We start from the raw sequence: 21,763 nt of genomic DNA, 5'->3' as shown, positions 1-21,763 counted from the left end.
TATGCATTAAATGAATTTAAATTATTAAAAATCCAGTGTTATGGTTCTAAGAAATACCCTCGGCGACCGTGCGTGCGGACCCGAACACCCCCGTCTTGCCCAGGGAATCTCCATGTCAACGAACACCTTGTCTCGCCGCCATCTGCTGGGCTTGGGCGCTTTTGCCCTGGCCAGCCCGCTGTTGCTGTCGCTACCCCGAAAGGTCTGGGCCGATGAGCACGACCACATGAACATGAGCAGCGTCGAGCCCGGGGGCACCGGTGATTTCATCAAGCTGGACGCGCCACGCAAGCTCAAGCTGGCCATCAACCTCAACGCCGTGTGCCTGGCACCGGTGGTCATCGCCCATGGCGAAGGTTTTTTTACCAAGCACAACCTGGACGTGGAGTTCGTCAACTTCGGCAACTCCACCGAGGTGTTGCTCGAAGCCATCGCCACCGGCAAGGCTGACGCCGGCATCGGCATGGCACTGCGCTGGCTCAAGGCGCTTGAGCAGGGCTTTGACGTCAAGCTCACCGCCGGTACCCATGGCGGTTGCCTGCGTTTGCTGAGCGCCACCAACGGCCCGATCAACAACCTGGCCGACCTCAAGGGCAAGGCCATTGGCGTGACCGACATGGCGGCCCCGGACCGCAACTTCTTCTCCATCCTGCTGAAGAAGCACGGCGTGGACCCGGTGCGCGACGTGGAGTGGAAACTGTACCCGGCCGACCTGTTGAGCACCGCCCTGGACAAGGGCGAAGTGCAGGCCATCAGCGGCAGCGACCCGTTCATGTACCGCCTGATCAAGGGCGGCCAGGCGCGCGAGCTGTCCACCAACCTGGTGGAGGAATACGCCAACCTGTCCTGCTGCGTGGTGGGGGTGACCGGCAAGCTGGTGCGCGAAGACAGGCGCGTGGCAGCGGCCCTGACCCAGGCCATCCTTGAAGCCCACGACTATGCCGTGCAGCACCCGGAGGCTGTGGCCAAGGGCTTCCAGAAGTTTGCGCTCAATACCAGCGAGGCCGAGGTGCAGGCCATCCTGCACGACCACACCCACGGGCACCACGCGGTAGGCGCGGCGCTGGCTACCGAGATCGTCACTTACGTGGACGACCTGAAGACAGTGGAGGTGTTCGATGCCAGCACCAATGCCGTCGAATTTTCCAAGGAGATCACGGCCAATGTCTTCGGTTGAACTGACTCATGTTGCTGAACCCAGCCGAGTGGGTCGCGTGCGTGTCGGCGTGTGGCCTGTGCTGGCGGTGGGCGCTGGGGTGCTCGCGGCGCTGGTCACCCGTTTTTACCCCGACGCCACGCGCCATTGGCCGTTGACCGAGGGCCTGGCCAATGTCGAGTTGGCGCTGGCGGTGATCATGGGCGCGTTGGCGCTGCTGGCCTCACGCTCGCCGGCCCTGGCGCGCCGGGTACGAGAGCTGGCGCCGTGGCTGATCGCCCTGGCGCTGCTGCTGACAGCCTGGGAGCTGTTGACCGCCAAGTTGGCGCTGCTGCCGGTGCCATTCTTCGCACCGCCCCAGGCCTTGCTGAATGTCTACTTCACCGATTGGCCACGGCTGCTGGACAGCCTTTGGCACTCGGCCTTCCTGTTGGGCAGTGGCGTGGGCCTGGGCGCGGTGTTCGGCTTCATCGCCGGGGTGTCGATCGGTTGGTCGCGGGCCATCGGTTATTGGTTGCACCCGGTGCTGCGCATACTGGGGCCGGTGCCGTCGACGGCGCTGTTGCCGCTGTGTTTCTTTCTGTTCCCCAGCAGCTGGAGCGCCAGTGTGTTCCTGATTGCCCTGGCCACCTGGTTCCCGGTCACGGTGTTGACCTGGTCGGGGGTGGCCAGCGTCGACAAGGCCTACTACGACGTGGCGCGCACCTTGGGTGCCAAGCCCGGCTTTCTGATTTTCAAGGTGGCGATCCCGGCGGCCTTGCCCCATGTGTTCGTGGGTCTGTTCATGGGCCTGGGCGCGTCATTCTCGACCCTGGTGGTGGCCGAGATGATGGGCGTCAAATCCGGAATTGGCTGGTACTTGCAATGGGCCCAGGGCTGGGCGGCGTACGCCAATATGTACGCGGCATTGCTGGTGATGGCGCTGGCCTGTTCGGGGCTGATCAGTGCGCTGTTTTATGTTCGTGATCACTTGTTGGCCTGGCAGAAAGGAGCGGTCAAATGGTAGCCCTGCACAAACCCCAGGACGCGGGCCTGGCCTTGCATATCGAAGGGCTCAGCCATGCCTTCCATCTGGACGGCGAGCCGTTGCCAGTATTGGACAACGTCAGCCTGGACGTAGCGCCAGGCGAATTCGTGGCCTTGCTGGGGCCGTCCGGCTGTGGCAAGTCGACGTTGCTGCGGCTGGTGGCGGGGCTGGAGCCGGCCGATCGAGGCACGCTTGAGGGCGACGGCCAGGCCATCACGGCGCCGGACCCGAGCCGCGTAGTGGTGTTCCAGGACCCCACCCTGTATCCCTGGCGGCGGGTGTGGGACAACGTGGCGGTGGGCCTCGAGGCCCAGGGGGTGCTGAAGACCCAGCGGGGCAGGGTGGACGCGGCCTTGGCCAAGGTGCACCTGAGCGAGTTCGCCCGCGCCTGGCCGCGACAGCTATCGGGCGGCATGGCCCAGCGCGTGGCGTTGGCGCGGGCGCTGGTCAATGAGCCGCGGTTGCTGATCCTGGATGAGCCGTTGGGCAAGCTGGATTCGTTGACGCGCATTGCCATGCAGAAGGAGTTGATCGAGTTGTGGCAACGGCAGGGGTATACGGCGTTGCTGGTGACGCACGATGTGGAAGAGGCGCTGCTGCTGGCCAACCGCATCATTGTGTTCAGCGAACGGCCGGCGCGGGTGAAGTCCGAGATTGTGGTGGATCGGGCGTATCCGAGGCGGCGTGATGACCCGTACCTGGTCAACCTGCGTACGCAGATTCTGCAGTCCCTAGGCCTGTAGCCGCTGCCGAAGGCTGCGCTGGCCTGTATGTACGCTGCAGATTTGCGGCGGGGCGCAGGGCCAGCGCCGCCTGGCGGCAGCGCCGGACGTGGATGCTTTGCATACAATGCCTAATCCCCGGGTAGCAGTTCGGGCACGATCTGCGCCTCGCCAGCCGGCTGGCCGGTCACCACCGGGGGCTGGTGCACCCAGCCCATGAACAGTTCATAGCCCACGGCCAGAATCACCGGGCCGATGAACAACCCGATGATGCCGTTGCTGACCATGCCGCCCAGCGCGCCCACCAGCACCACCGGCATGGGCACGGCCACGCCACGGCCCAGCAACAGCGGTTTCAGCACGTTGTCGGCCAGCCCGGCCAGCAGGGTCCAGACCGCGAAAATAATGGTTTCCACACCGCTGCCAAAATGGGCGAACGCGTAGATCACGATGGGGATGGTCAGGATCAACTGCGGCAACTGGATGATGCCCAGCAGCAGGGCGATCAAGGCCAGCACCCCGGCCAGCGGTATGCCCATCACCACGAAACCGATGCCCAGCAACAGCATCTGGATAAAGGCGATGCCCACTACGCCCTGGGCCACTGCGCGGATGGTGGCGGTGCACAGGGTGGCCACCTGGGGGCCGCGCGCGGGGGTGAAGATGCGCGCGGCGATGGCGTTGGCGGTACGCTGGCCGGCGGCGCCGTGGGTCATCACTACCCCGGCGATGAGCAACGCCACGATGAACATCAGGATACCGGCGCCGATGCCGGCGGCCTGGTGCAGGGCAATGGCACTCCAGCCCTTGAGGTGGGGCATGACCTGTTGAATGGCCCAGGTCACGTCCTGGGAGGCGTGCAGCCACACGGTGTAGATCGGCGTGCCGATCAGCGGCCAGTTCTCCACGCTGGCGGGGGGCGCGGGGATGTCCAGTTGGCCGGCCTCGAACGCGGTTACGCCTGACTCCACCGAATGGGCAATGGAGGCCCCCAGCAGGCTCAGGGGGCCGATCAGGCACGCCAGGCCAATGATCACCAGGATGATCGCCGCCGGGCCCTGGCGGTTGCCCAGGCGTGCGGCCAGCCGTTGGTTGAGCGGGTACAGGGTGATCGCCAGAATCAGCGCCCATAGCACCAGGCTCAGGAATGGTTGGAAGATATCAAAGCAAAACAGCGCCAGCAGGGTGATCAGGCCGGCACGAATCAGCACGTCCAGCATTAGTCGTGACACGGTGGCGGGCCCGGTGGGCAAGGTATTCATGGAAGAGCTCCTGCGGATGGCCGATCAGCAAAACGCCCACCCCGGAGGGTGGGCGGTCTAGTGCATCACTGCTTGGACTGGGTCTTCATTTTCTCTTCGATCTGCTTGTCCACGGCTTCGCGCACCTGGTCGATGCTGAAGCTTGCCGGACGCTGGCTAGGCGGGTAATCGACGAAGGTTTGCAGGAACTGCGCCGACTTCATGACCGCCACCTCGGTGAGGTAGACGTTCTTGGTGGTCCAGTCGTAATACTGGTCGGAGACCACGTCGGCACGCTCGTAGGGGTCCATGCGCAGGTTGAAAATTTTCGGTACGCGCAGCACGGTGAAGGGGTTGCTCCACACCGCGAAGCCGCCGGGTGCACGCTGCTCGGCAAACACTGCTTTCCAGTTGCCGTAGCGCATGGCAACCAGTGCGCCGTCATCGTTGAAGTAGTAGAACTCCTTGCGTTCGCTTTTGGGCTGCTGGCCTTCCAGGTAGGGCAGTTGGTTGTAGCCGTCCAGGTGTACCTTGAACGAGGTGCCGCCGGCGGTGGGCGCCCAGCCTTTGAGCAGCTTGTTCGTCACGTCGCCATCACCGGCTGCGGCCAGCAGGGTAGGGAACCAGTCAAGCCCGGAGAATAGCTCGTTGGAGACCTCGCCCGGCTTGATCTTGCCCGGCCAGCGGATCATTGCCGGCACCCGGTACGCGCCTTCCCAGTTGGAGTTTTTCTCATTGCGGAACGGCGTGGTCGCCGCGTCCGGCCAGGAGAACTGGTTCGGCCCGTTGTCGGTGGTGTAGATAACAATGGTGTTATCGGCGATTTTCAGGTCGTCGAGGGTCTTGAGCAGCTTGCCCACGTCGCCGTCATGTTCAACCATGCCGTCGGCGTATTCATTGCCAGCCATGCCGCTCTGGCCGCGCATCGAATCGCGCACGTGAGTGAACAGGTGCATGCGGGTGGTGTTCATCCAGACAAAGAACGGCTTGTCCGCCTTGGCCTGTTTCTCGATGTACGCCTGGGCTGCCGCGGTGGTTTCGTCGTCGATGGTTTCCATGCGCTTGGTGGTCAGCGCGCCGGTGTCTTCGATCTTGCCATCGGCGAAGCTGTGTATCACCCCACGCGGGGTAAAAGTCTTGGTGAAGTCGGTTTCATCCTTGGGCCAGTTTTCCCGTTCCGGTTCTTCTTCGGCGTTCAAGTGGTAGAGGTTACCAAAGAACTCGTCGAAACCATGGTTGGTGGGCAGGTACTCGTCCCGGTCGCCCAAGTGGTTCTTGCCGAATTGGGCCGTGACGTAACCCTGGGACTTGAGCGCCTGGGCAATGGTGATGTCGCGTTTTTGCAGCCCCACCGTGGCGCCTGGCAGGCCTACCTTGGACAGGCCCGTGCGCAATACGGTCTGTCCGGTAATGAACGTGGAGCGCCCGGCGGTGCAGCTGTTCTCCGCGTAGTAGTCGGTGAACATCATGCCTTCCTTGGCGATGCGGTCAATGTTGGGTGTGCGGTAGCCGACCACCCCCTGACCATAGGCGCTGACGTTGGTCTGGCCGATGTCGTCTCCGAATATCACCAGAATGTTGGGCTTTTCGGCTGCTGTGGCGGTTGCCGACAGCGCCATCACAGAGGTCGCCACCAGGGCGAGGCTCGGTAACCACTTGCGTATGCGAGTCATCTGACTTGCTCCTTTTGCTCGGGGTCGTGTGTTTGCGACAAACGTTTACTGCGGTCCTGCATTACGCTTTTGTTATTGCACGAGCTCGGGTTCGGGCGCGTCACCGGGGTAGACGCGCCGCCATTGGGTTGCCATGTCCACCACGGTCCAGCCGCGCTGGTTTGCCTCGTCCAGGGCCTTGTCCAGCTTGCCGATGGAGGAGCTGCGGTCGTAGGCCCACTCGCGCTTGGCGTCGGTGTGGTGGACCAGCCCCATGAATCGCTGGCCAGTACCTGCGGCGGTCCACTGCAGCATCTGCAGGTCACCGTCGGAGTTGCCGAAAGCCAGGATCGGCCGGCGACCTATGATGGCGTCGATGCTCTCCGGCTTGCCGGGGCCATCATCGTTGTGCGCCAGTTTGGCCGTGCGCTGGATCAGCGCATGGCCGTCCTGGTACTGGAAAGCGGTGACAAAGGTGGTGCCGATCACCTGTTCGGGCGGGATGCCGTAGACCCGGTCGGCGAAGGCCCGCATGAACGCGGTGTCGCCGCCGGAGACGATGTAGGTCTTGAAGTCCTGGCTGCGCAGGTAGTCCAGCAACTCCAGCATGGGCTGGTAGATCATCTCGGTGTACGGCTTGCCGGTCTTGGGGTGGCGTGCCTGGCTGAGCCAGGTTTTGGCGGCGTCATCAAAGGCTTCGGTGGTCATGCCGGTGTGGGTGGCGCCGACAATTTTCAGGAGGCCGTTCATGCCTGCGGCGCTCAGGGCCTTGTGGTCGTTTTCCAGCACGGCCTTGAACGGCTGGGTGGTTTTCCATTCCGGGTGCCGGGGGGCGTTGCGCTTGATTTCGTCGAAGGCGAACATCAGCTCGAAATAGGCAGGCTGCTCGCTCCACAGGGTGCCGTCGTTGTCGAACACGGCAATGCGCTCGGGTGGGGGCACGAAGTGCTTGCTGCCGGGGTCGGTCACGGCGTGCACAAACGCCACGATGCTGCTTTTTGCCGGGCCATCGTTCCACGAGGCCAGGGGGGCGTCGGCCAGGGCCATAGCAGGTAGCAGCAGGCCCAACAGCAGGGTCAGCACGAAGCGTTGGCGAGTGGGGGGCATGCGATAGGTCATGGCAGGTCCTTCTCATGAACAGGGTTGAGCGGGCGTAGCGCCGGGGCAGGGGCGCTGCGCTGCTGACGGGTGTCGTTGCGCAGTGCCGTCAAGCCCAGGCGCAGCGCTGGCAACGCCGCCTGGGTGGCGGCGGCGCGGCCGTAGCAAGCGCGCAGCACGGGACGCAGGTCCGGGCTGGCCGCGCCCAGGGCCAGGCCCAGCCGGCTGCGGCGCAGCCACAGGTACAGCGCGCTTAACTGTGGCGGCCGGGCGCTCAGTTGCGCGCCGATGTGCTGCCAGGCGTATTCGGGTGATTGCTGCCAGGCTTGCTGGCGAGCCTGGCGCCGGCGGTGCCAGGCCTGGTATAGCCGACGTGGCAAGGAATGCCCGGCATACGCCAGTAGCATCAGCGCCAGCAACACCCCCAATGCCCACAGCCAGCCACGCGACACATGCACCAGGTTGCCGCGCCCCAGGCGCTTGAGGTCCTCGCGCAGGGAGAACACCGGTTGCCCGGCGCTGCCCGCAGCGGCTTCGAAGGTCACGGCGGGTACCTGCGCGGTGCGCATCTGTTGAGTGCCGGTGTCCCACCAATTGACCCGCACGGCCGGCAATACATGGGTGCCGGCGCGGTCGATGCGGTAGGTCACGGTGTCCACGCGCTGGCCGCCCAGGAAGTCGCCGCGGCCATCGTCCAGGCTAGTCACCTGGGGTGCCTTGGGGTAGCGGCTCAGGCCGGCGACGTCGCCCAGCGCGGGGGCGGGCAGGGTCATGGCCAGCGCGCCGTCGGCCTGCAGGGTCAGCTGACGGGTAATGCTGTCACCCACTTTCAGCGGCGTGATGGAGTTCACCACCTGTTGGCTCAGGCGCATGGCGCTGGCCACCACGGGCGCCACGGCGGGCTGCTGACCGGGAAGCGCCTGGGCGCTGAAGTGCAGGGGTTCGCTTTGCGCGCTCATTGCCTGCACGGCCTGGGCCGGGCTGGCGTGTATGGTCAGCGCGGGCACCTCGAAGGCCTGGGCGCGTTGGGGCGCAATGCGGTAGCGGTAACGCATGCCATTGAAGGACTGGCCGTCGATACGCTCATTCAAGTGTTCGGCCTGCCCGGCCGGCGGCAGCACCAGCGCATTGTCGAGCAAAAGCTGGGGCAGGCTGGGGGCGTCGGTGAACCAGGTGTCGGTGAGGATATCCAGTTGCAGCTCCACCAGGCCGCCGACCATTACCCCGTTGGGCGGCTGCAATCGGGCGTGCACACGCAGTTGCGGCGGTGCAGCCACGGCTGCGGCGCTCAGCAGCCAGGCCAGCAGGGCAAGGGGCGCCAGGCGGGTCATGGCCGGTCCCCCGCCTGGTCCTGCAAGCTGAATTTCTGCTTGAGGAATTTCGCCGGCGAGGTGCTCAGGTTTTGCAGCCACAGGTCGTCGGAGGCCGCCTGCTGGGTCTTGACCTTCTTGCTCTGGCCCTTGCCGGCGGCCTTGTCCATCTTCACTTCGTCGGGCTTGATCTCGGGGGCGTTTTGCTCGGCGCTTTCGGTGTCTTTCTTCAACGCCAGGGCCAGGGCCAGGTTGGCGGATGCCTCGGCAAAGTTCGGCTGGCGTTTCAGTGCTTCGTGGTAGGCGGCAATGGCGGCGTCGAACTTGAAGCGCCGCACGTGGATGTTGCCCACGTAGAACCAGGCCTGGGCGCTGTCGAGCCGGGCGAAGGTGGCCAGCGCCAGGTCGAAGTCGGCGGCCTGGTAGGCGGCAATGCCTTTCCAGTAGGGGTCGACGAACAGCGCGGCGGCCTGGGGGTAGTGCTCATGCTCGAAGGCCCAGCGGCCCTGCTGGTCAGGCGTGAAGAACGCATCCACCAGGGCGTTGGCCTGGGCGGGCGCGGCGGGCCAGCCGATGCCGGTGGCCAGCAGCAGGGCGGCCATCCAGTTCACGCTCCAGCCTTTGCGTACCCCCAGCAGCACCAGGGCCAGCAGAGGCAGGCACCACCAGTAGCCGGTGTCTTTCCAGTGCAGCGCCTGTTGCTGGGCGTTGACCTGGTCGAAGTGCTGCTGGGCATGCAGTTGTACCCAGTCCAGGTCGTCGTTGTTCTGGGTGAGGCTGCCCAGGGGCGCGTCCAGGGCCGAGGCCAGTTGCTTGAGGGCCGCGGGGTCGAAATGGCCCAGGGCTGGCAGGCCGCTGGCGGTCATGCGCGGCTGGCCGCTGGCGTCGCGGATGACACCGTCGTCGCTGCTGCCCACTGCCAGTACCAGCACTTGCAGATCACTGCCTTGCAGGTGCGCGGCCAGGCCAGCATTGGCTCCCGGCTCGGCACCGTCAGTCACCAGCAGCAGGCTGCCTGGTGTCTGGTCAGCGTCAAGCAGGCGCTTGGCCAGGTCAATGACGGCACCGATGTTCTTGCCGGGCTTGTCGATCAGCTCCGTGCCCAGGGCCTGGATGAAGGTGTCCAGCAAGGCCGCGTCACCGGTGGGTGGTAGTACCAGGTGGGCGCTGCCGGCGTAGGCGATCAAGCCGGTACGGGCGCCAGCGCGGCGCTCCACCAGGTCATGCAGGGTGTGCTTGGCAGCTTCCAGGCGCGTGGGCTGGATGTCGCTGGCGTCCATGGACGGTGACAGGTCTACGGCAATGATCAGCGGCGCGCGGTTTTCCACGAAGTCGGGGCGGTCCTGCTCCCAGGTGGGGCCGGCGGCGGCGATAGCGCCGAGGATCAGCGTGGCACTGAGCAGGTGCACCGGGCGCAGGCGCTGGTTGTCCGTGGGGGTGATGAGCAGATGCGCCAGCAGGTGCTCGGCGATGTTGCCGTACAACAGCCGGCGCTGCAGGGCCCGGGTGCGCTGCCACAGCAACGGCAGCAGGGCGCCGAACACGATCACCAGCAGCCACAATGGGCGCAGGAAGTGGACGTCACTGAGGTTGATGTCCATCGTGGCCCTCCTGTCGCTGGCGGGCCACGGCCAGCCGGGGGCGCAGCAGGGCACACAGGTGGTACACCAGCAGCAGCGCCAGGGCCACGCCCAGCGGCCAGTAGAACAGTTCGCGCTGGGGCTGGTGGCTGAGGGTTTTCACCCGGTGCGGGGTCAACTGGTCGAGGGTGCTGTACACCTGGTCCAGGGCGGTGCGGTCTTCGGCGCGGAAAAAGCGCCCGCCGGTGATCTGCGAGATCTGCTCCAGCCCCGGCAGGTTGACCTTGGCTTCACCCGAGGCGTGCGGGTCGCCAATGCCGATGGTATGGATGACCACGCCCTTGCTGGCGGCCATGCGGGCCGCGTGTTCGGGGGTGATGGCACTGCTGGTGTCATTGCCGTCGGTGAGCAGTATCAGCACCTTTTCCGGTTCGTGGGCCTGGTCCAGCAGCTTCAGGCTCACGCCAATGGCATCGCCGATGGCGGTGTTGGGCCCGGCCATGCCGATGCCGGTGTCGTCCAGCAGCAGCGACAGGCTGCGGTGGTCCAGGGTCAGGGGCGCCTGGGGGTAGGCGCCGCTGCCGAACACCACCAGGCCCAGGCGGTCGTCCTTGCGCTTGTCGATGAAGCTGTGCACCACCTGCTTCACGGCACTGAGGCGGTCGGTCTGCTGGCCGCTGGCGTCGGTGAAGTCTTCGGTTTGCATCGACTGGGAGATGTCGATGGCCAGCATCAGGTCGCGTACCGGTTGTTGATGTTCGATGGGCTTTTCCACGAACACCGGGCGTGCCACCGCCAGCAGCACCAATGCCCACACCAGCGCGTTGAGCAGCAGTTGCCAGTGGTTGTGGCGGCTGCCGGTGCCCATGGGCCGGGCACCCACGGCCTTGCTCATGGCCTGGAAGAACGGCACGCGCACCGCGCTGCGGGCTTCGCGGTAGGCGGGCAGGTAGCGGTAGCCCAGCCACGCCAGCGGTAGCAGCACCAGCAACCAGGGGTAGTCAAGCCGCCACATGATGACCCTCCACCCATTGCTGGCAGGTATCGAACAGGGCCAGTCGGCGTTGCGCAGGCAGGGCCTGCAAGGCGGCGTCCGGGGCATAGGCCAGTTGCGCCAGTTGCTGGCTGAAATCGGCGGGCAACGCCTGGGGGCTGTGGTGCTGCAAAAAGCCCTGCCAGGCAGCGGCGCCCAGCCCGGCCACCTGGGCGTTGCCCGAGGGCATGGACAGCGCCACGCGCTTGAGCAGCTCGGGCAGTTCGCGCAGCGCGGCCAGGTCGCTGCTGCGCTGGCGCAGCAGCGCCAGGCGTTGCAGGGCTTCTCGACGATAACGGTCGCGCCGCCAACGGCGGTATTTACGCGCGCTCAGGATCGCCGCGATCATCACCAGGCCGCCCAGCAAGGCCCACCAGCCCCAGGTGTGCGGGGTATAGGGCAGGGGCGCAGGCAAGCCCAGCTCCTGCAATTGGTCGATGCTCGGGATGTTCGGGTTCATGGCCGGGCCCTGGCGGTTTTGCCAAGTTCGGCGCGCAGTTGCGCGGCCGCGTCCATGGCGGTGCTGAAGCTCAGCAAGGGCACCTGGCTGCGGCGCAGCAGCGTGCTGACGTCGTCCAGCCGCCCGCTGAGGAAGTCGCCCAGGGGCTGGTGCACGCGGCGCTGGTTGATCGCCAGTTCCACTTGCAGGTCGCCCTGGGTCACCAGCACCTTGCCGTTGCGGGGCAGGTTGAGGGCCAGTGGGTCGTAGGCCAGCAGGGCAATCACGTCGTTGTGGGCGGTCAGGCGCCGCAGCAGTTGCAGGGTCAACTCGCTGGCACCGGCGAAGTCGCTGACGATGCAGATCAGATGGTCGTGGCCGGCCAGGGCCAGGCAGCGCTGTAGCGCCTTGTCCAGTTGGTTGTCGTTCTGCGCGTCGGGGTTGCTGGCCTGCAACGCCTGGTTCTGTTCCACCATACGGCTGAACAGGGCTTCCACCCGCGCACGGCTGCGCAGCGGCGTCACGCTGTCGATGCGCTGGTCGTTGAACACCAGCCCGCCCACCCGGTCGCCGGCGTGGAACACCATCCACGCCGCCAGCGCGCCCAGCTCTGCGGCCAGTGCGGATTTGAAGCTGCGGTGCGAGCCGAAGAACATCGACATGCGCTGGTCCACCAGGATCAGCGCCGGGCGGTCACGCTCTTCGGTAAAGGTGCGCACCACCGGTTTGCCGGTGCGCATCGAGGCGCGCCAGTCCAGATGGCGCAGGTCGTCACCAGGCTGGTAGCGGCGCAGCTCGTCGAAATTCAGGCCACGGCCGCGCAGGCGTGAGGCATGCGCACCGGCCAGCAGGCTGGCACGTGGCTGGCGCGCCAGGAAACTCAGGCCACGGGCCTTGAATTCCAGCGCCATCAGTTGCGCCAGCGACACGTAGACCAGGCCGTCGGTATTCATGCCGCAATCGCCACGCTGTCCAGCAACCGGTCCAGCACGCGGTCTGCGGTCATGCCGTCGGCCACCGCGTCATAGCTCAGTTGCAGGCGATGGCGCAGCACCGGGTGCACCACCGCGCGCACGTTGTCGGGCGATACGAAGTCCTGGCCCTGCATCCAGGCATGGGCCCGGGCGCAGCGGTCCAGGCCGATGCCCCCGCGCGGGCTGGCGCCCAGGGCGATCCAGCGGCCCAGGTCGGGGTCATAGTCGGCGGGGAGACGGGTAGCGTTGACCAGGTCAATCACGTAGCGGTCGATGGCCGGGGCCACGTGCACGTTGCTGACTTCGCGGCGCGCGGCAAAAATGACCTCCTGGGCCAGCGGCGCCGGGGCGGATGAAGGGTTGCCCTGGGCGATCTCCTCGGCACGCAGCAAGCGCAGCACCTGGCTTTCGTGGTCGGCGCTGGGGTAATCGAGCAGTACCTTCATCAGGAAACGGTCCATCTGCGCTTCGGGCAGGGGGTAGGTGCCTTCCTGTTCGATGGGGTTCTGGGTGGCCACCACGATGAATAACGGCGGCAACGGGTGGCTTTGCCCGGCCACGGTGATTTGCCGTTCTTCCATGGCCTCCAGCAAGGCCGCCTGGACCTTGGCCGGGGCGCGGTTAATCTCGTCGGCCAGGATCAGGTTGCCGAACAGCGGCCCTGGCTGAAAGCGGATTTCGTTCTGGCCCTGCACCTGGTGCAGTACCTCGGCGCCGGTGATGTCGGATGGCAGCAGGTCCGGGGTGAACTGGATACGGCTCATTTTAGCGTCCAGGTGCGTGGCCAGGGCCTTGACCGTGCGGGTCTTGGCCAGGCCCGGCAGGCTTTCGAGCAACAGGTGCCCGTTGGCCAACAGGCCCAGCAGAATCTGGCGAATCACCTGGTCCTGGCCCAGCACGGCTTGGGCAATGCTGGCCTGCAGTGCGTTGAGGTCGTCGAGCGCTGTCATGAAAACTCCTTGTTCAAAAGGGCCCGGCCGGCTAGAAACGCCATACCGCGCCGCCGCCGATCACGTGCAGCATGGCGTTGCGGTATTCGCCGGACACGCTGTCGCCGGAGCGGGTCTTGGTCTGCACATCGTCCATGTCACCCATCCAGATCAGGGTGTAGTTGAGGTGCAGGTCGGTGTTCTCGTCCAGGGCGTAGTTGAGCCCGGTTGCGAAGCGCCACGCCTGGTTCATCGGGTTGTCGACGGTGCGGTCCTTGTCGTCCACGGCCGATGAGTCGTAGGCCACGCCGACGTTCCAGCGCCACTTGGCGTTGATCTGGTTCTGCGCGCCCACGGAGGCGTGGTAGGTGTCGCGGTATTTGCGGTCGACCGTGGTGGAGGTGCCGGCGGCGTTGCTGTCGACTTCCACGCCGATCTTTCCGAACTGGCTCCAGTCCTGCCAGTTGAGGCTGCCCAGCAACGTCCACTGGTCATCGATTTTGTACGAGGCACTGGCCAACACCGTCTGCGGCACGGTCATGTCGACCTTCAACTGATCCACGTCCAGGCGATTGAGCGCCACGTTGAGCAGCGGGTTGGTGATGTGCTTGAGCGTGGGGCTGTCGCGAAACTTGAGGTCGATCTTGCTGGTGTAGGCCAGGCCCAGTTGCACGCGTTCGTTGAGCCGATACAGCAGGCCCAGGTTGTAGCCCACGCCCCAGTCGCCGTCCTTGTACACCAGTTGTCCGTCCGGGGCGTTGCCCAGGCCGAGCACGTTGTTGTTCACCGCCACTTCGGTGCGGTAGTAGCCGTACATGAAGCGCGGCCCGACGCCGATGGACAGGTCATCGGTGAGCTTGTAGGCGTAGGTGGGCTGGAATGACACGCCGACAATGGCCGATTCCTGGGTGAAGTAGCGCCCGGCCCAGTCATCGTCGTAGTCCAGCGCCAGGCCGAAGTTGCCGTACATGCCGAAGGCTATGCTGTTGCGATCGTCCAGTTCGTGGCTGATGAACAGGCTGGTGCCGGGAAAGTAGGGCAGCGGGTTGCCGCCGTTGCCGCCGGAAAACGTGTTGCCGCTGTCGCGTGAATAGGTTATGTCGCCGAGGATAACCTGGGCGTCCATGTTCAGTTGGGTGCCCTTGAGCTGGCTGATGCCTGCGGGGTTGTTCATCAGGATGCTGGGGTCGGTGGCCAGCACCGCGGCGCCGGCGTTGGCCAGCCCGGCCCCTTCCTGGCCCGCTTCATACACCAGAATGCCGCCAGCCCAGGCGGGGCTGGCCAGCAAGGTGGAGCCCAGCAGCGTGCAGCCCAGCACGCCCGGCAGGCCCAGGAGGCGGAAAACAGGAGTCTTGTGGTGGTGTTTGACGGTCATTGGGCATCATCCTTGTGGGTTCGCGTCAGGAAGGGCACTTGCCCGACCCCGAGGCGCTGATCATCAAGGCGATTTTTTCTACGTTGCCCTGCTGGGCCTGCACCAGCTCTTCCACCGAGTCACCCGATGGCGTCTGCAGCACACTTTGGCAACTGACTTGCATACGGGTGTCGTCATCGGCTCGGCCTGTGCGCAGGCGCCACTTGACGTCGATCAGGGCGTAGCGCCCCGGCACCAGGTCAAAGCGCTGAACGTCCACGCGCAATGACGCCCGCCCGGCATTGATGGGGTGCTGGTTCAACTGATCAACCAGCGCGCTTTGCAGCTCATCGGCCAGGCTTGCACCCCACCATTCGGTTTCCAGAATGGCCAGGCCATTGTTGCCCTGGCGCACCACGATCTGCGCGCGGTCGACCTGGGGCGGTACGGTGAACCGTTCAATCACCAGGTTGGCCCCGGGCTGCACAGAGCGGGCCGTGCCACCCAACAGCGGTGTCAGCGTGTGGTAATGCACCGGCGCGCTGCGACAGCCCGCCAACACGGCGCACAGGCACAGCAACGCGGGAGCAAGGGTGGTGCGCAGGCGTTGACTCATGGCTGCTGGTCCTCGTACGGAGCGTTTTTCGGCCGGCCGCGGATCAAGGATTCAGGGTGGCGGCCCAGGTAGTCGGAGAGTTCGCGCAACGAGCGCGAAGTGCGCCCCAGTTCCTTGATGGCCTCGCCCAACTGTTCGCGCTGCGGTGAGTCCTCGGACAGCGCCGAGTTGGCGGTCTTCAGGGTTTTGCTCACGTCCGCCAGGGAGCTCTGGATAGAGGGCAAGGTCTGGGTGCTGAACTGGCCGATGCTGCGCCGCAATTCACTCAGGCTGCCGTCCAGGTTGTTGGCGATGCGGTCCAGGGGCAGCTTGGAGATTTTCTCCACCATGGTTTGCAACTGGGCCTGCAATTGGTCGAGGCTGCCGGGAATGGTCGGCAGCATGATGGGCCGGGCATCGGCGTCGAAGGTGACCTTGTCGGCCTTGGGGTAGAAGTCCAGCGAGATGTACAACTGCCCGGTCAAGACATTGCCGCTGCGGGCCTGGGCGCGCAGGCCGTGCTCGACGAAGCTCTGGAGGATGGCGATGGTGCCGCGCTCGTCGTTGGGGTCGTGCTTGAGCAACTCCAGCATGCGCGTGTGCGCCTGGCCCAGGCTTTGTGGGTAAATGACGATGCCGACGATGATCGGGAAACTCTCGGTCTTCAGGTCGAAATCGAGGTTGACTGACACCACCTTGCCGATTTCCACGCCCTGGAACTCCACTGGGGCATCAACCTTGAGGCCACGCAGCGACTGGTTGAAACGCAGGTTCATGTACTGCGCCTTGCCCGGGGGTGGGGCCAGGGCGGTCTGTTCATCGCCCATCAGTGTGAAACCCTGGCCAGCCTCGGCCGGCGCACTGTCCTGGCCAAACTCCGGTGTGCCGAAGGCAATGCCGCCCACCAGCACCGAGGACAGCGATTCTGTCTTGACCGTGAAGCCGTTGGCGCCAATGCCGATGTCGATGCCGCTGGCGTTCCAGAAGCGCGTGTTGGCGGTGACGAAGGCGTCGTTGGGCGCCTTGACGAACACCTCGATGTCCACGCCCTTGCCGTTGCCCTCCAGGGTGTACGCCACCACCTGGCCCACCGGGATCTTGCGGAAGTACACCGGCGAGCCGATGTCCAGCGAGCCCAGGTCGCGGGTGTGCAGGGTAAAGCGCTTGCCCGGCTCGCCGTAGGTGATGGGCGGCGGCACTTCCAGGCCGATGAAGTCATGGGTCGTTTCGTTCGCGGTGCCGGAGTCGGCGCCGATGAAATCACCTGACAGCAGGGTGTCTACGCCGGAAATGCCGCCCGCGCCGATACGCGGCCGCACCACCCAGAACTTGGCGTCCTTGCGGGTGAAGTTGACCGCGCGCTTGACCAGTTTCACCGTGGCCGTGACGCTTTTTTCGTCCTCGCTCAGCTCCACTGCCGCCACATGGCCGATGACCACATTGCGGTAGCGCACCTCGGTCTTGTCGGCGGTCAGGCCTTCGCCGGTCTTGAAGGTGATGGTGATCACCGGGCCGGCCTGCATGCGGTCGTGGATGACCAGAGAAATGCCTACCAGCAAGGCAATGATCGGCACGATCCATACCAGTGATACGCTCCAGCGTCGCGACGTCTTGACCTCGCCCGAACGTGGGCGGTCCTGCGTGGGCTCAGGGTTCATCCAGGATCTCCGGTGCCGGGGTGTTCTGCCAGATAAGGCGTGGGTCGAAACTCATGGCCGCCAGCATGGTGAAGACCACCACCATGCCGAAGAACAGGATGCCGGCGCGGGGCTCGATGGTGCCCAGCGCCTGGAACTTCACCAGCGAGGCCACCAGCGCCACCACCATCACGTCCAGCATCGACCAGTAGCCAACCAGCTCGACGAAACGGAACAGTTTTGAGCGTTGGCGGCAGGCCCACTGGCTGCGGCGCTGGGCGGTCACCAGCAGCAAAATCAGGGCGCAGAACTTGATGGCGGGCACGCCGATGCTGGCGATGAAAATGATGGAGGCGATGTCCCAGGCGCCGGCGTCCCAGAACTCCAGCACACCGGTGATGATGGTGCTGTCTTCGCCCTGGCCCAGCAGGCTGGTGTTCATCACCGGCAGCAGGTTGGCCGGCACGTAGAAGATCAGCGCCGCGGCCAGGTATGCCCAGGTGCGCGCCAGTGACTCGGGCTTGAGCCGGTGCAGCGCCGCGCCGCAGCGCGGGCAGTGGTGCGGCTGCTCGTGCATGGCGCAGGCCTGCCCACAACCGTGGCACAGGCACAGGTCCAGGTCGGCGGCCTTGGGCTGGCGGCTCACGTCAGTTCCCACAGCAGGCGAATATCCTTGCCCGCGATCTTGATCATCAGCACGCTCAGCGCCGCCAGGGCAGCCAGGCCCATGCCGGGCACCACGTCCAGCAGGCCGGCCAGTTTGATCACCGCCACCAGACTGCCCAACAGGCACACCTCAAGCATGCTCCAGGGGCGCAACGCCTCCAGCGCCCGCATGCACCCGGCAAACGCCGGGCAGCGCATGCCGGCCAGGGCGAAGGAGATCACCCACAGCAGTAAGGCTACTTGCAGCACAGGCGCAATAATGATCGCTACACCGGCCACTAGTGCAATGAAAGTTATAGGCCCTTCGCTCAGTGCGCGCACCGAATCCCACAGAGTTGCGGAGTTGTGCAGGCCTTTCAAGTTGATGCTCATTACCGGGTAGAAGTTGGCGAATGCCAACAGTACGGCCGCCGTCATGCACAGCGCCAAGCGCTGTTGCAGGGTCATGGAAACATGGCGTTGAATAACCGCGCCACAACAGTGGCATATAGCCTTCTGATGCCGGCGTAATAACGCACTGTCGTGAACCGAATCACAATATTCGCAGATAATGAGCGGGCGCGTTCCATCCATGAGATTTCTCGGCTCGGCGGTCATTTAGTTCATGTTGTCGACTGTGAATATAGAAGCGCTTTCGGAATCGGCAAGTGCACGGGCCCGAAATCGGGGGGGCGAACGGCTGCAAAGACTTGGTTATAAATATTATTCCAACTCGCGATACCAGTGGCAAACAAGTGCCTGCAGCCGAGCCCGCGCAGGCTGTCCCGTTGGCTAAATGATCACGGGCAGTGAAAACCGCTCAAATGCTTTTTTTGATAATTCGAAAGTTAGGCTATACCTACCGTGGCTCGCAGGAGCAGCAGTGGAGTGCAGGCAGTAATTATCATCACGTCGGCAAGCCGTCGGGCTTCTTCGGCCCAGGCAGTCGCCAAGGAACACCAAAGGAGCTGCAGAATGAAGTTTTCACTATTGGTTAGCTCGCTATGTATCACCACGGTCGTACTCGCCGGCTGCGCCAGCACGGTAACGCCGCCAGAGGAATATTCAGGCTTTTTAAAAGATTACAGCCGACTGAAAGAAGACAAGACCCCCAGCGGGGCGACGGTGATGCGCTGGATTGATCCGAAGATAAAAGCGTCGAACTACACCAGCATTTATGTGGAGCCGAGCCAGCTTTATCCCGCACCCAAACCCACCGCGCAAATTCCGTTGAGCACGTTGCAGGGCATTACTCACTACTACGACCAGGCCTTGCAGCGCGAACTTGGCAAATCATTGCCATTGGCGAGCGGCCCTGGCCCGGGCGTGCTGGTTGTGCGGCCGGCCATTACCGCGGTCAGCAGCAAAAACGAAGGCTTCCAGCCCTATGAAGTGCTGCCCATTGCCTTGGTAGCCTCGGCGGTAAACACCGCAGCGGGCGGCCGTGACCAGACCACCACCATTGCCACCGAAGTGGCCGTGCTCGATGGCGGCACCAACCAGGTAGTGGCTCAGGTGGTGCGCAAGGGGACTGGCGAAAACCTGGAGAACAGCAAGACCGTGATGACCGCAGCAGACGCCAAGGCGGTGCTCGATGGCTGGGCCGATGATATTCACAAGTCGTTTGACAAGGTGAAGTCGGGGGGGTGATCGATATCGCCCTTGGGCCCGACGCAGCGATCATAAAAAACCCGGCTTTCGCCGGGTTTTTTCATCAGGGGCGTGGGCCGCCTTCGCCTTCGTGATGGTAGTGCTCCGGGCCGTGGCCTGGGCCAGGGCCGCCGTGCATGGGCATCGGGGCCGGGCCGCCGTGGTCGTGGTGATGACCGCCGTGGTCGTGATCCAGCAGGCTGGAAACGGCCACGCCCAACACGCCACCGGCCACGCCGCCGATGACTGCACCCTGGGTGCCGCCTACCTGGTTGCCGACCACTGCGCCGCCAGCGGCGCCGACGACAGCGCCGACCACGTCATTGGCCAGGGCGGCGGTGCTGCACAGGCTCAGGGAAAGTACCAGGGCGGAAAGAATGCGCATTTCATTAACTCATTGAAAAGGGGCGTAATTCTGCGAAGGGGCTGAATGGATAGCAAGCTAATCAAGGTATCCAAATCATTACAAATGCTGGCAACGGCTCAAGCGTGCGCGCTGCCGCGGGTACCGTTCGACGTATCGAGCAAATGGGCGACGAGGATGTTGTTGAGAAAGCGGAACTGATCGTTCAGCCCTACCACTTCATTGCTGAAATGCTGGGTGGCCTGGGGCATCAGCACCGAGTCGAAGCCGTTGTTGGAAATAAGCTGCAGCGGTGCCTTGCGCGACACCACGTCTTGTACGTAATAGTTTTTGCCGAAGCGGGGAAAACTGACATGCAGGGTGACAGGACGGATCATCGGGCAGGCTCCGGGGCAGTGGCAATCATCGACACGGTCGATATCGGCTTGGGCTGAGCTTCGAGCCCGCGCGGGTGAAACTCAAGTGAACGATTTTGCATGTGCGCGCTGATGGCTAGTTGCTAGTGGTGGCGGCGCGCGCCATGTCCACCACGCGAAGCACGAACAGATGCAGGGTGACGGCGGTCAATGCCAGGCAGGTTAGCAGGTGAATGAACATGGTCAGGTCCTCCCGATACGTGGTGTATGGGAGTGATGGTACGCCGCTGGTGGTTGAGCGGAAGACGATGCGTGCGATGGTGGTTATCGATGCAATTGATACATCGCCCATCCTGCCTCCGGAGCTGCCGCAGGCTGCGAAGGCCTGCACTGCGGGCCCGCGATGGACATGACACGGCTGAAGATCCTGCTGACCTTTTCGCAGCCTGGCGGCGGATGGCCGCCCCGAAGCGCCGGCCTAGGGGCAGCTCCGGGGGGGTGGCAGCGGCCGTGAGGCTGCGCCGGTTACTGGGCTACACGGTAGCAGGGCACGTAGGCCGCGCCGCCGGGCAGTTTCATCCGGTGCTGTTCCACGAAGGCGTTCAGCAGGCGGTCCAGGGGTTGCATGATCTCGGCGTCGCCGTGGATCTCGTACGGCCCATGTTTCTCGATCAGGCGGATACCCTTGTCCTTGACGTTGCCGGCGACGATGCCGGAGAACGCACGGCGCAGGTTGGCGGCCAGTTCGTGGGGCGGCAGGCTGCGGCTCAGTTGCAGGCTGGCCATGTTGGCGTGGGTAGGGTCGAAGGGGCGCTGGAAGCCTTCCTCGATCTTCAGCAGCCAGTTGAAGTGAAAGGCGTCGTTGCGCTCGCGACGGAACAGCTTCACGTCCTTCAGGCCCTGGGTCATGTGCCGGGCCACTTCCACCGGGTCATCGATGATGATCTGGTAGTGACGCTGCGCCGCTTCGCCCAGGGTGGCGCCGACGAAGGCGTGCAGTTGCTCCAGGTACGGCGCTGCGCTGCGTGGCCCGGTCAGTACCACCGGGAACGGCAGGCCGGCGTTGTCCGGGTGCATCAGAATGCCCAGCAGGTACAGGAACTCTTCGGCCGTGCCAGCGCCACCGGGGAAAATGATGATGCCGTGGCCCACACGCACGAAGGCTTCCAGGCGCTTTTCGATGTCGGGCAGGATTACCAGTTCGTTGACAATCGGGTTGGGCGCTTCGGCGGCAATGATGCCGGGCTCGGTCAGGCCCAGGTAGCGGCCACCGCTCATGCGTTGCTTGGCGTGGGCAATGGTGGCGCCCTTCATCGGCCCCTTCATCACGCCAGGGCCGCAACCGGTGCAAATGTCCAGTTTACGCAGGCCCAGTTCGTGGCCCACTTTCTTGGTGTACTTGTATTCGTCGCTGTTGATGGAGTGGCCACCCCAGCACACCACCATCTTCGGCTCGACGCCGGCACGCAGGGTGCGGGCGTTGCGCAGCAGGTGGAAGACATAGTCGGTGATGCCTTGCGAGGTACTGAGGTCGATGCGCGAACTGTCCAGCTCGTTCTCGGTGTAGACGATGTCGCGCAGGGCGCTGAAGAGCATTTCGCGGGTACTGGCAATCATCTCGCCGTCGACGAAGGCGTCGGCGGGGGCATTGAGCAGTTCCAGGCGAACGCCGCGGTCCTGCTGGTGGATGCGCACTTCAAAGTCCTGGTAGGCGTCCAGGATGGTCTTGGCATTGTCGATGTGGGCGCCGGTATTGAGGATAGCCAGCGCGCACTGGCGGAAGAGGGTGTAGATGCTGCCCGAACCCGCTTCGCTCAGTTGCTGCACTTCGCGTTGTGACAGGGTTTCCAGGCTGCCCTTGGGGCTGACGGATGCATTGATTACGTGGCGTTGTTGAGTCATTGCACATTCCTTGAGAGCAATGGAGCCAAGCCGCGGCTGGCTTCATTCAAACGGTCTGAATCCGGCCTGGCATGGGCCGGTACTGCTGCACGACAGAAG

General features: G+C 64.4%; 21 protein-coding genes. 4 read left to right on the top strand and 17 right to left on the bottom strand.

Translation table 11 applies throughout. From position 1 onward, the window contains the following. Positions 1-112: 112 nt before the first annotated feature. Genes PMM47T1_RS22705 through PMM47T1_RS22695 form a run of 3 tightly spaced genes read left to right on the top strand, consistent with a single transcriptional unit; the run spans position 113 to position 2,926 of the window. Positions 113-1,177: an ABC transporter substrate-binding protein gene (locus PMM47T1_RS22705; RefSeq protein WP_008373467.1), complete on the top strand. Its 1,065-nt coding sequence runs from the start codon at positions 113-115 to the stop codon at positions 1,175-1,177. Then, entirely contained in the window at positions 1,164-2,162 is a 999-nt protein-coding gene (locus PMM47T1_RS22700) for an ABC transporter permease (RefSeq protein WP_008373465.1), read from the top strand. The genes PMM47T1_RS22705 and PMM47T1_RS22700 overlap by 14 nt, the downstream gene beginning before the upstream one ends. Then, positions 2,156-2,926 carry an ABC transporter ATP-binding protein gene (locus PMM47T1_RS22695; RefSeq protein WP_008373463.1) on the top strand — a complete coding sequence of 257 codons (771 nt, stop codon included), beginning with the start codon at positions 2,156-2,158 and terminating at the stop codon, positions 2,924-2,926. The genes PMM47T1_RS22700 and PMM47T1_RS22695 overlap by 7 nt, the downstream gene beginning before the upstream one ends. A gap of 110 nt (positions 2,927-3,036) precedes the next feature. Here PMM47T1_RS22695 and PMM47T1_RS22690 read toward each other — a convergent pair whose 3' ends face one another. The 14 genes from PMM47T1_RS22690 to PMM47T1_RS22625 form a co-directional block, all read right to left on the bottom strand. Beyond that, positions 3,037-4,167: an AI-2E family transporter gene (locus PMM47T1_RS22690; RefSeq protein WP_008373461.1), complete on the bottom strand. Its 1,131-nt coding sequence runs from the start codon at positions 4,165-4,167 to the stop codon at positions 3,037-3,039. 65 nt (positions 4,168-4,232) lie between these two features. Next, positions 4,233-5,819 (bottom strand): arylsulfatase, encoded by a 1,587-nt coding sequence (locus PMM47T1_RS22685; RefSeq protein WP_008373459.1) that lies wholly within the window; start codon positions 5,817-5,819, stop codon positions 4,233-4,235. Between the two features lie 72 nt (positions 5,820-5,891). Further along, positions 5,892-6,917: an HAD family hydrolase gene (locus PMM47T1_RS22680; RefSeq protein WP_008373457.1), complete on the bottom strand. Its 1,026-nt coding sequence runs from the start codon at positions 6,915-6,917 to the stop codon at positions 5,892-5,894. Then, a complete protein-coding gene (locus PMM47T1_RS22675; RefSeq protein ID WP_008373455.1) occupies positions 6,914-8,227 on the bottom strand; it encodes a BatD family protein in 1,314 nt (437 codons plus the stop codon). The genes PMM47T1_RS22680 and PMM47T1_RS22675 overlap by 4 nt, the downstream gene beginning before the upstream one ends. Beyond that, positions 8,224-9,807, bottom strand: a complete 1,584-nt coding sequence (locus tag PMM47T1_RS22670) for a VWA domain-containing protein (RefSeq protein ID WP_008373453.1) — start codon at positions 9,805-9,807, stop codon at positions 8,224-8,226. The genes PMM47T1_RS22675 and PMM47T1_RS22670 overlap by 4 nt, the downstream gene beginning before the upstream one ends. Further along, positions 9,788-10,801 (bottom strand): vWA domain-containing protein, encoded by a 1,014-nt coding sequence (locus PMM47T1_RS22665; RefSeq protein ID WP_008373451.1) that lies wholly within the window; start codon positions 10,799-10,801, stop codon positions 9,788-9,790. Before PMM47T1_RS22665 ends, PMM47T1_RS22670 begins: the two co-directional genes overlap by 20 nt. Beyond that, positions 10,788-11,279: a DUF4381 domain-containing protein gene (locus tag PMM47T1_RS22660; protein ID WP_008373448.1), complete on the bottom strand. Its 492-nt coding sequence runs from the start codon at positions 11,277-11,279 to the stop codon at positions 10,788-10,790. The genes PMM47T1_RS22665 and PMM47T1_RS22660 overlap by 14 nt, the downstream gene beginning before the upstream one ends. Then, the gene (locus tag PMM47T1_RS22655; RefSeq protein WP_008373442.1) at positions 11,276-12,211 is read right to left on the bottom strand and encodes a DUF58 domain-containing protein; all 936 of its coding nucleotides are present in this window, start codon (positions 12,209-12,211) and stop codon (positions 11,276-11,278) included. Before PMM47T1_RS22655 ends, PMM47T1_RS22660 begins: the two co-directional genes overlap by 4 nt. After that, entirely contained in the window at positions 12,208-13,182 is a 975-nt protein-coding gene (locus tag PMM47T1_RS22650; RefSeq protein ID WP_008373439.1) for an AAA family ATPase, read from the bottom strand. Before PMM47T1_RS22650 ends, PMM47T1_RS22655 begins: the two co-directional genes overlap by 4 nt. A gap of 31 nt (positions 13,183-13,213) precedes the next feature. Continuing rightward, positions 13,214-14,536, bottom strand: coding sequence for an OmpP1/FadL family transporter (locus tag PMM47T1_RS22645; RefSeq protein ID WP_008373437.1), 1,323 nt, complete (start codon positions 14,534-14,536; stop codon positions 13,214-13,216). 25 nt (positions 14,537-14,561) lie between these two features. Then, on the bottom strand, positions 14,562-15,131 hold the full coding sequence (locus PMM47T1_RS22640; RefSeq protein ID WP_008373435.1) for a PqiC family protein: 570 nt from the start codon (positions 15,129-15,131) through the stop codon (positions 14,562-14,564). Then, a complete protein-coding gene (locus tag PMM47T1_RS22635) occupies positions 15,128-16,768 on the bottom strand; it encodes a PqiB family protein (RefSeq protein WP_008373433.1) in 1,641 nt (546 codons plus the stop codon). Before PMM47T1_RS22635 ends, PMM47T1_RS22640 begins: the two co-directional genes overlap by 4 nt. Continuing rightward, positions 16,758-17,393: a paraquat-inducible protein A gene (locus PMM47T1_RS22630; protein WP_008373431.1), complete on the bottom strand. Its 636-nt coding sequence runs from the start codon at positions 17,391-17,393 to the stop codon at positions 16,758-16,760. Before PMM47T1_RS22630 ends, PMM47T1_RS22635 begins: the two co-directional genes overlap by 11 nt. After that, a complete protein-coding gene (locus PMM47T1_RS22625) occupies positions 17,390-17,986 on the bottom strand; it encodes a paraquat-inducible protein A (RefSeq protein ID WP_008373425.1) in 597 nt (198 codons plus the stop codon). Before PMM47T1_RS22625 ends, PMM47T1_RS22630 begins: the two co-directional genes overlap by 4 nt. 381 nt (positions 17,987-18,367) lie before the next feature. Here PMM47T1_RS22625 and PMM47T1_RS22620 point away from each other — a divergent pair, with 381 nt between their 5' ends. Continuing rightward, positions 18,368-19,042, top strand: a complete 675-nt coding sequence (locus PMM47T1_RS22620) for a DUF3313 domain-containing protein (RefSeq protein ID WP_008373423.1) — start codon at positions 18,368-18,370, stop codon at positions 19,040-19,042. A 64-nt stretch (positions 19,043-19,106) separates the two neighbouring features. Here the strand turns inward: PMM47T1_RS22620 and PMM47T1_RS29945 are convergent, their stop codons facing one another. The 3 genes from PMM47T1_RS29945 to ppnN all read right to left on the bottom strand — a co-directional run bounded on the left by PMM47T1_RS29945 (position 19,107) and on the right by ppnN (position 21,664). Then, positions 19,107-19,427 (bottom strand): YMGG-like glycine zipper-containing protein, encoded by a 321-nt coding sequence (locus PMM47T1_RS29945; RefSeq protein WP_008373416.1) that lies wholly within the window; start codon positions 19,425-19,427, stop codon positions 19,107-19,109. A gap of 98 nt (positions 19,428-19,525) precedes the next feature. Further along, complete coding sequence (locus PMM47T1_RS22610; RefSeq protein ID WP_008373415.1) at positions 19,526-19,783, bottom strand: hypothetical protein; 258 nt, start codon at positions 19,781-19,783, stop codon at positions 19,526-19,528. A gap of 504 nt (positions 19,784-20,287) precedes the next feature. Beyond that, entirely contained in the window at positions 20,288-21,664 is a 1,377-nt protein-coding gene (ppnN, locus tag PMM47T1_RS22605) for a nucleotide 5'-monophosphate nucleosidase PpnN (RefSeq protein ID WP_008373414.1), read from the bottom strand. Between the last annotated feature and the right edge of the window lie 99 nt (positions 21,665-21,763).

This window comes from Pseudomonas sp. M47T1 (assembly GCF_000263855.1).
Classification (GTDB): domain Bacteria; phylum Pseudomonadota; class Gammaproteobacteria; order Pseudomonadales; family Pseudomonadaceae; genus Aquipseudomonas.
Note: the sequence above shows the minus strand (reverse complement) of the source record. Positions and strands in the feature narration are given on the sequence as shown.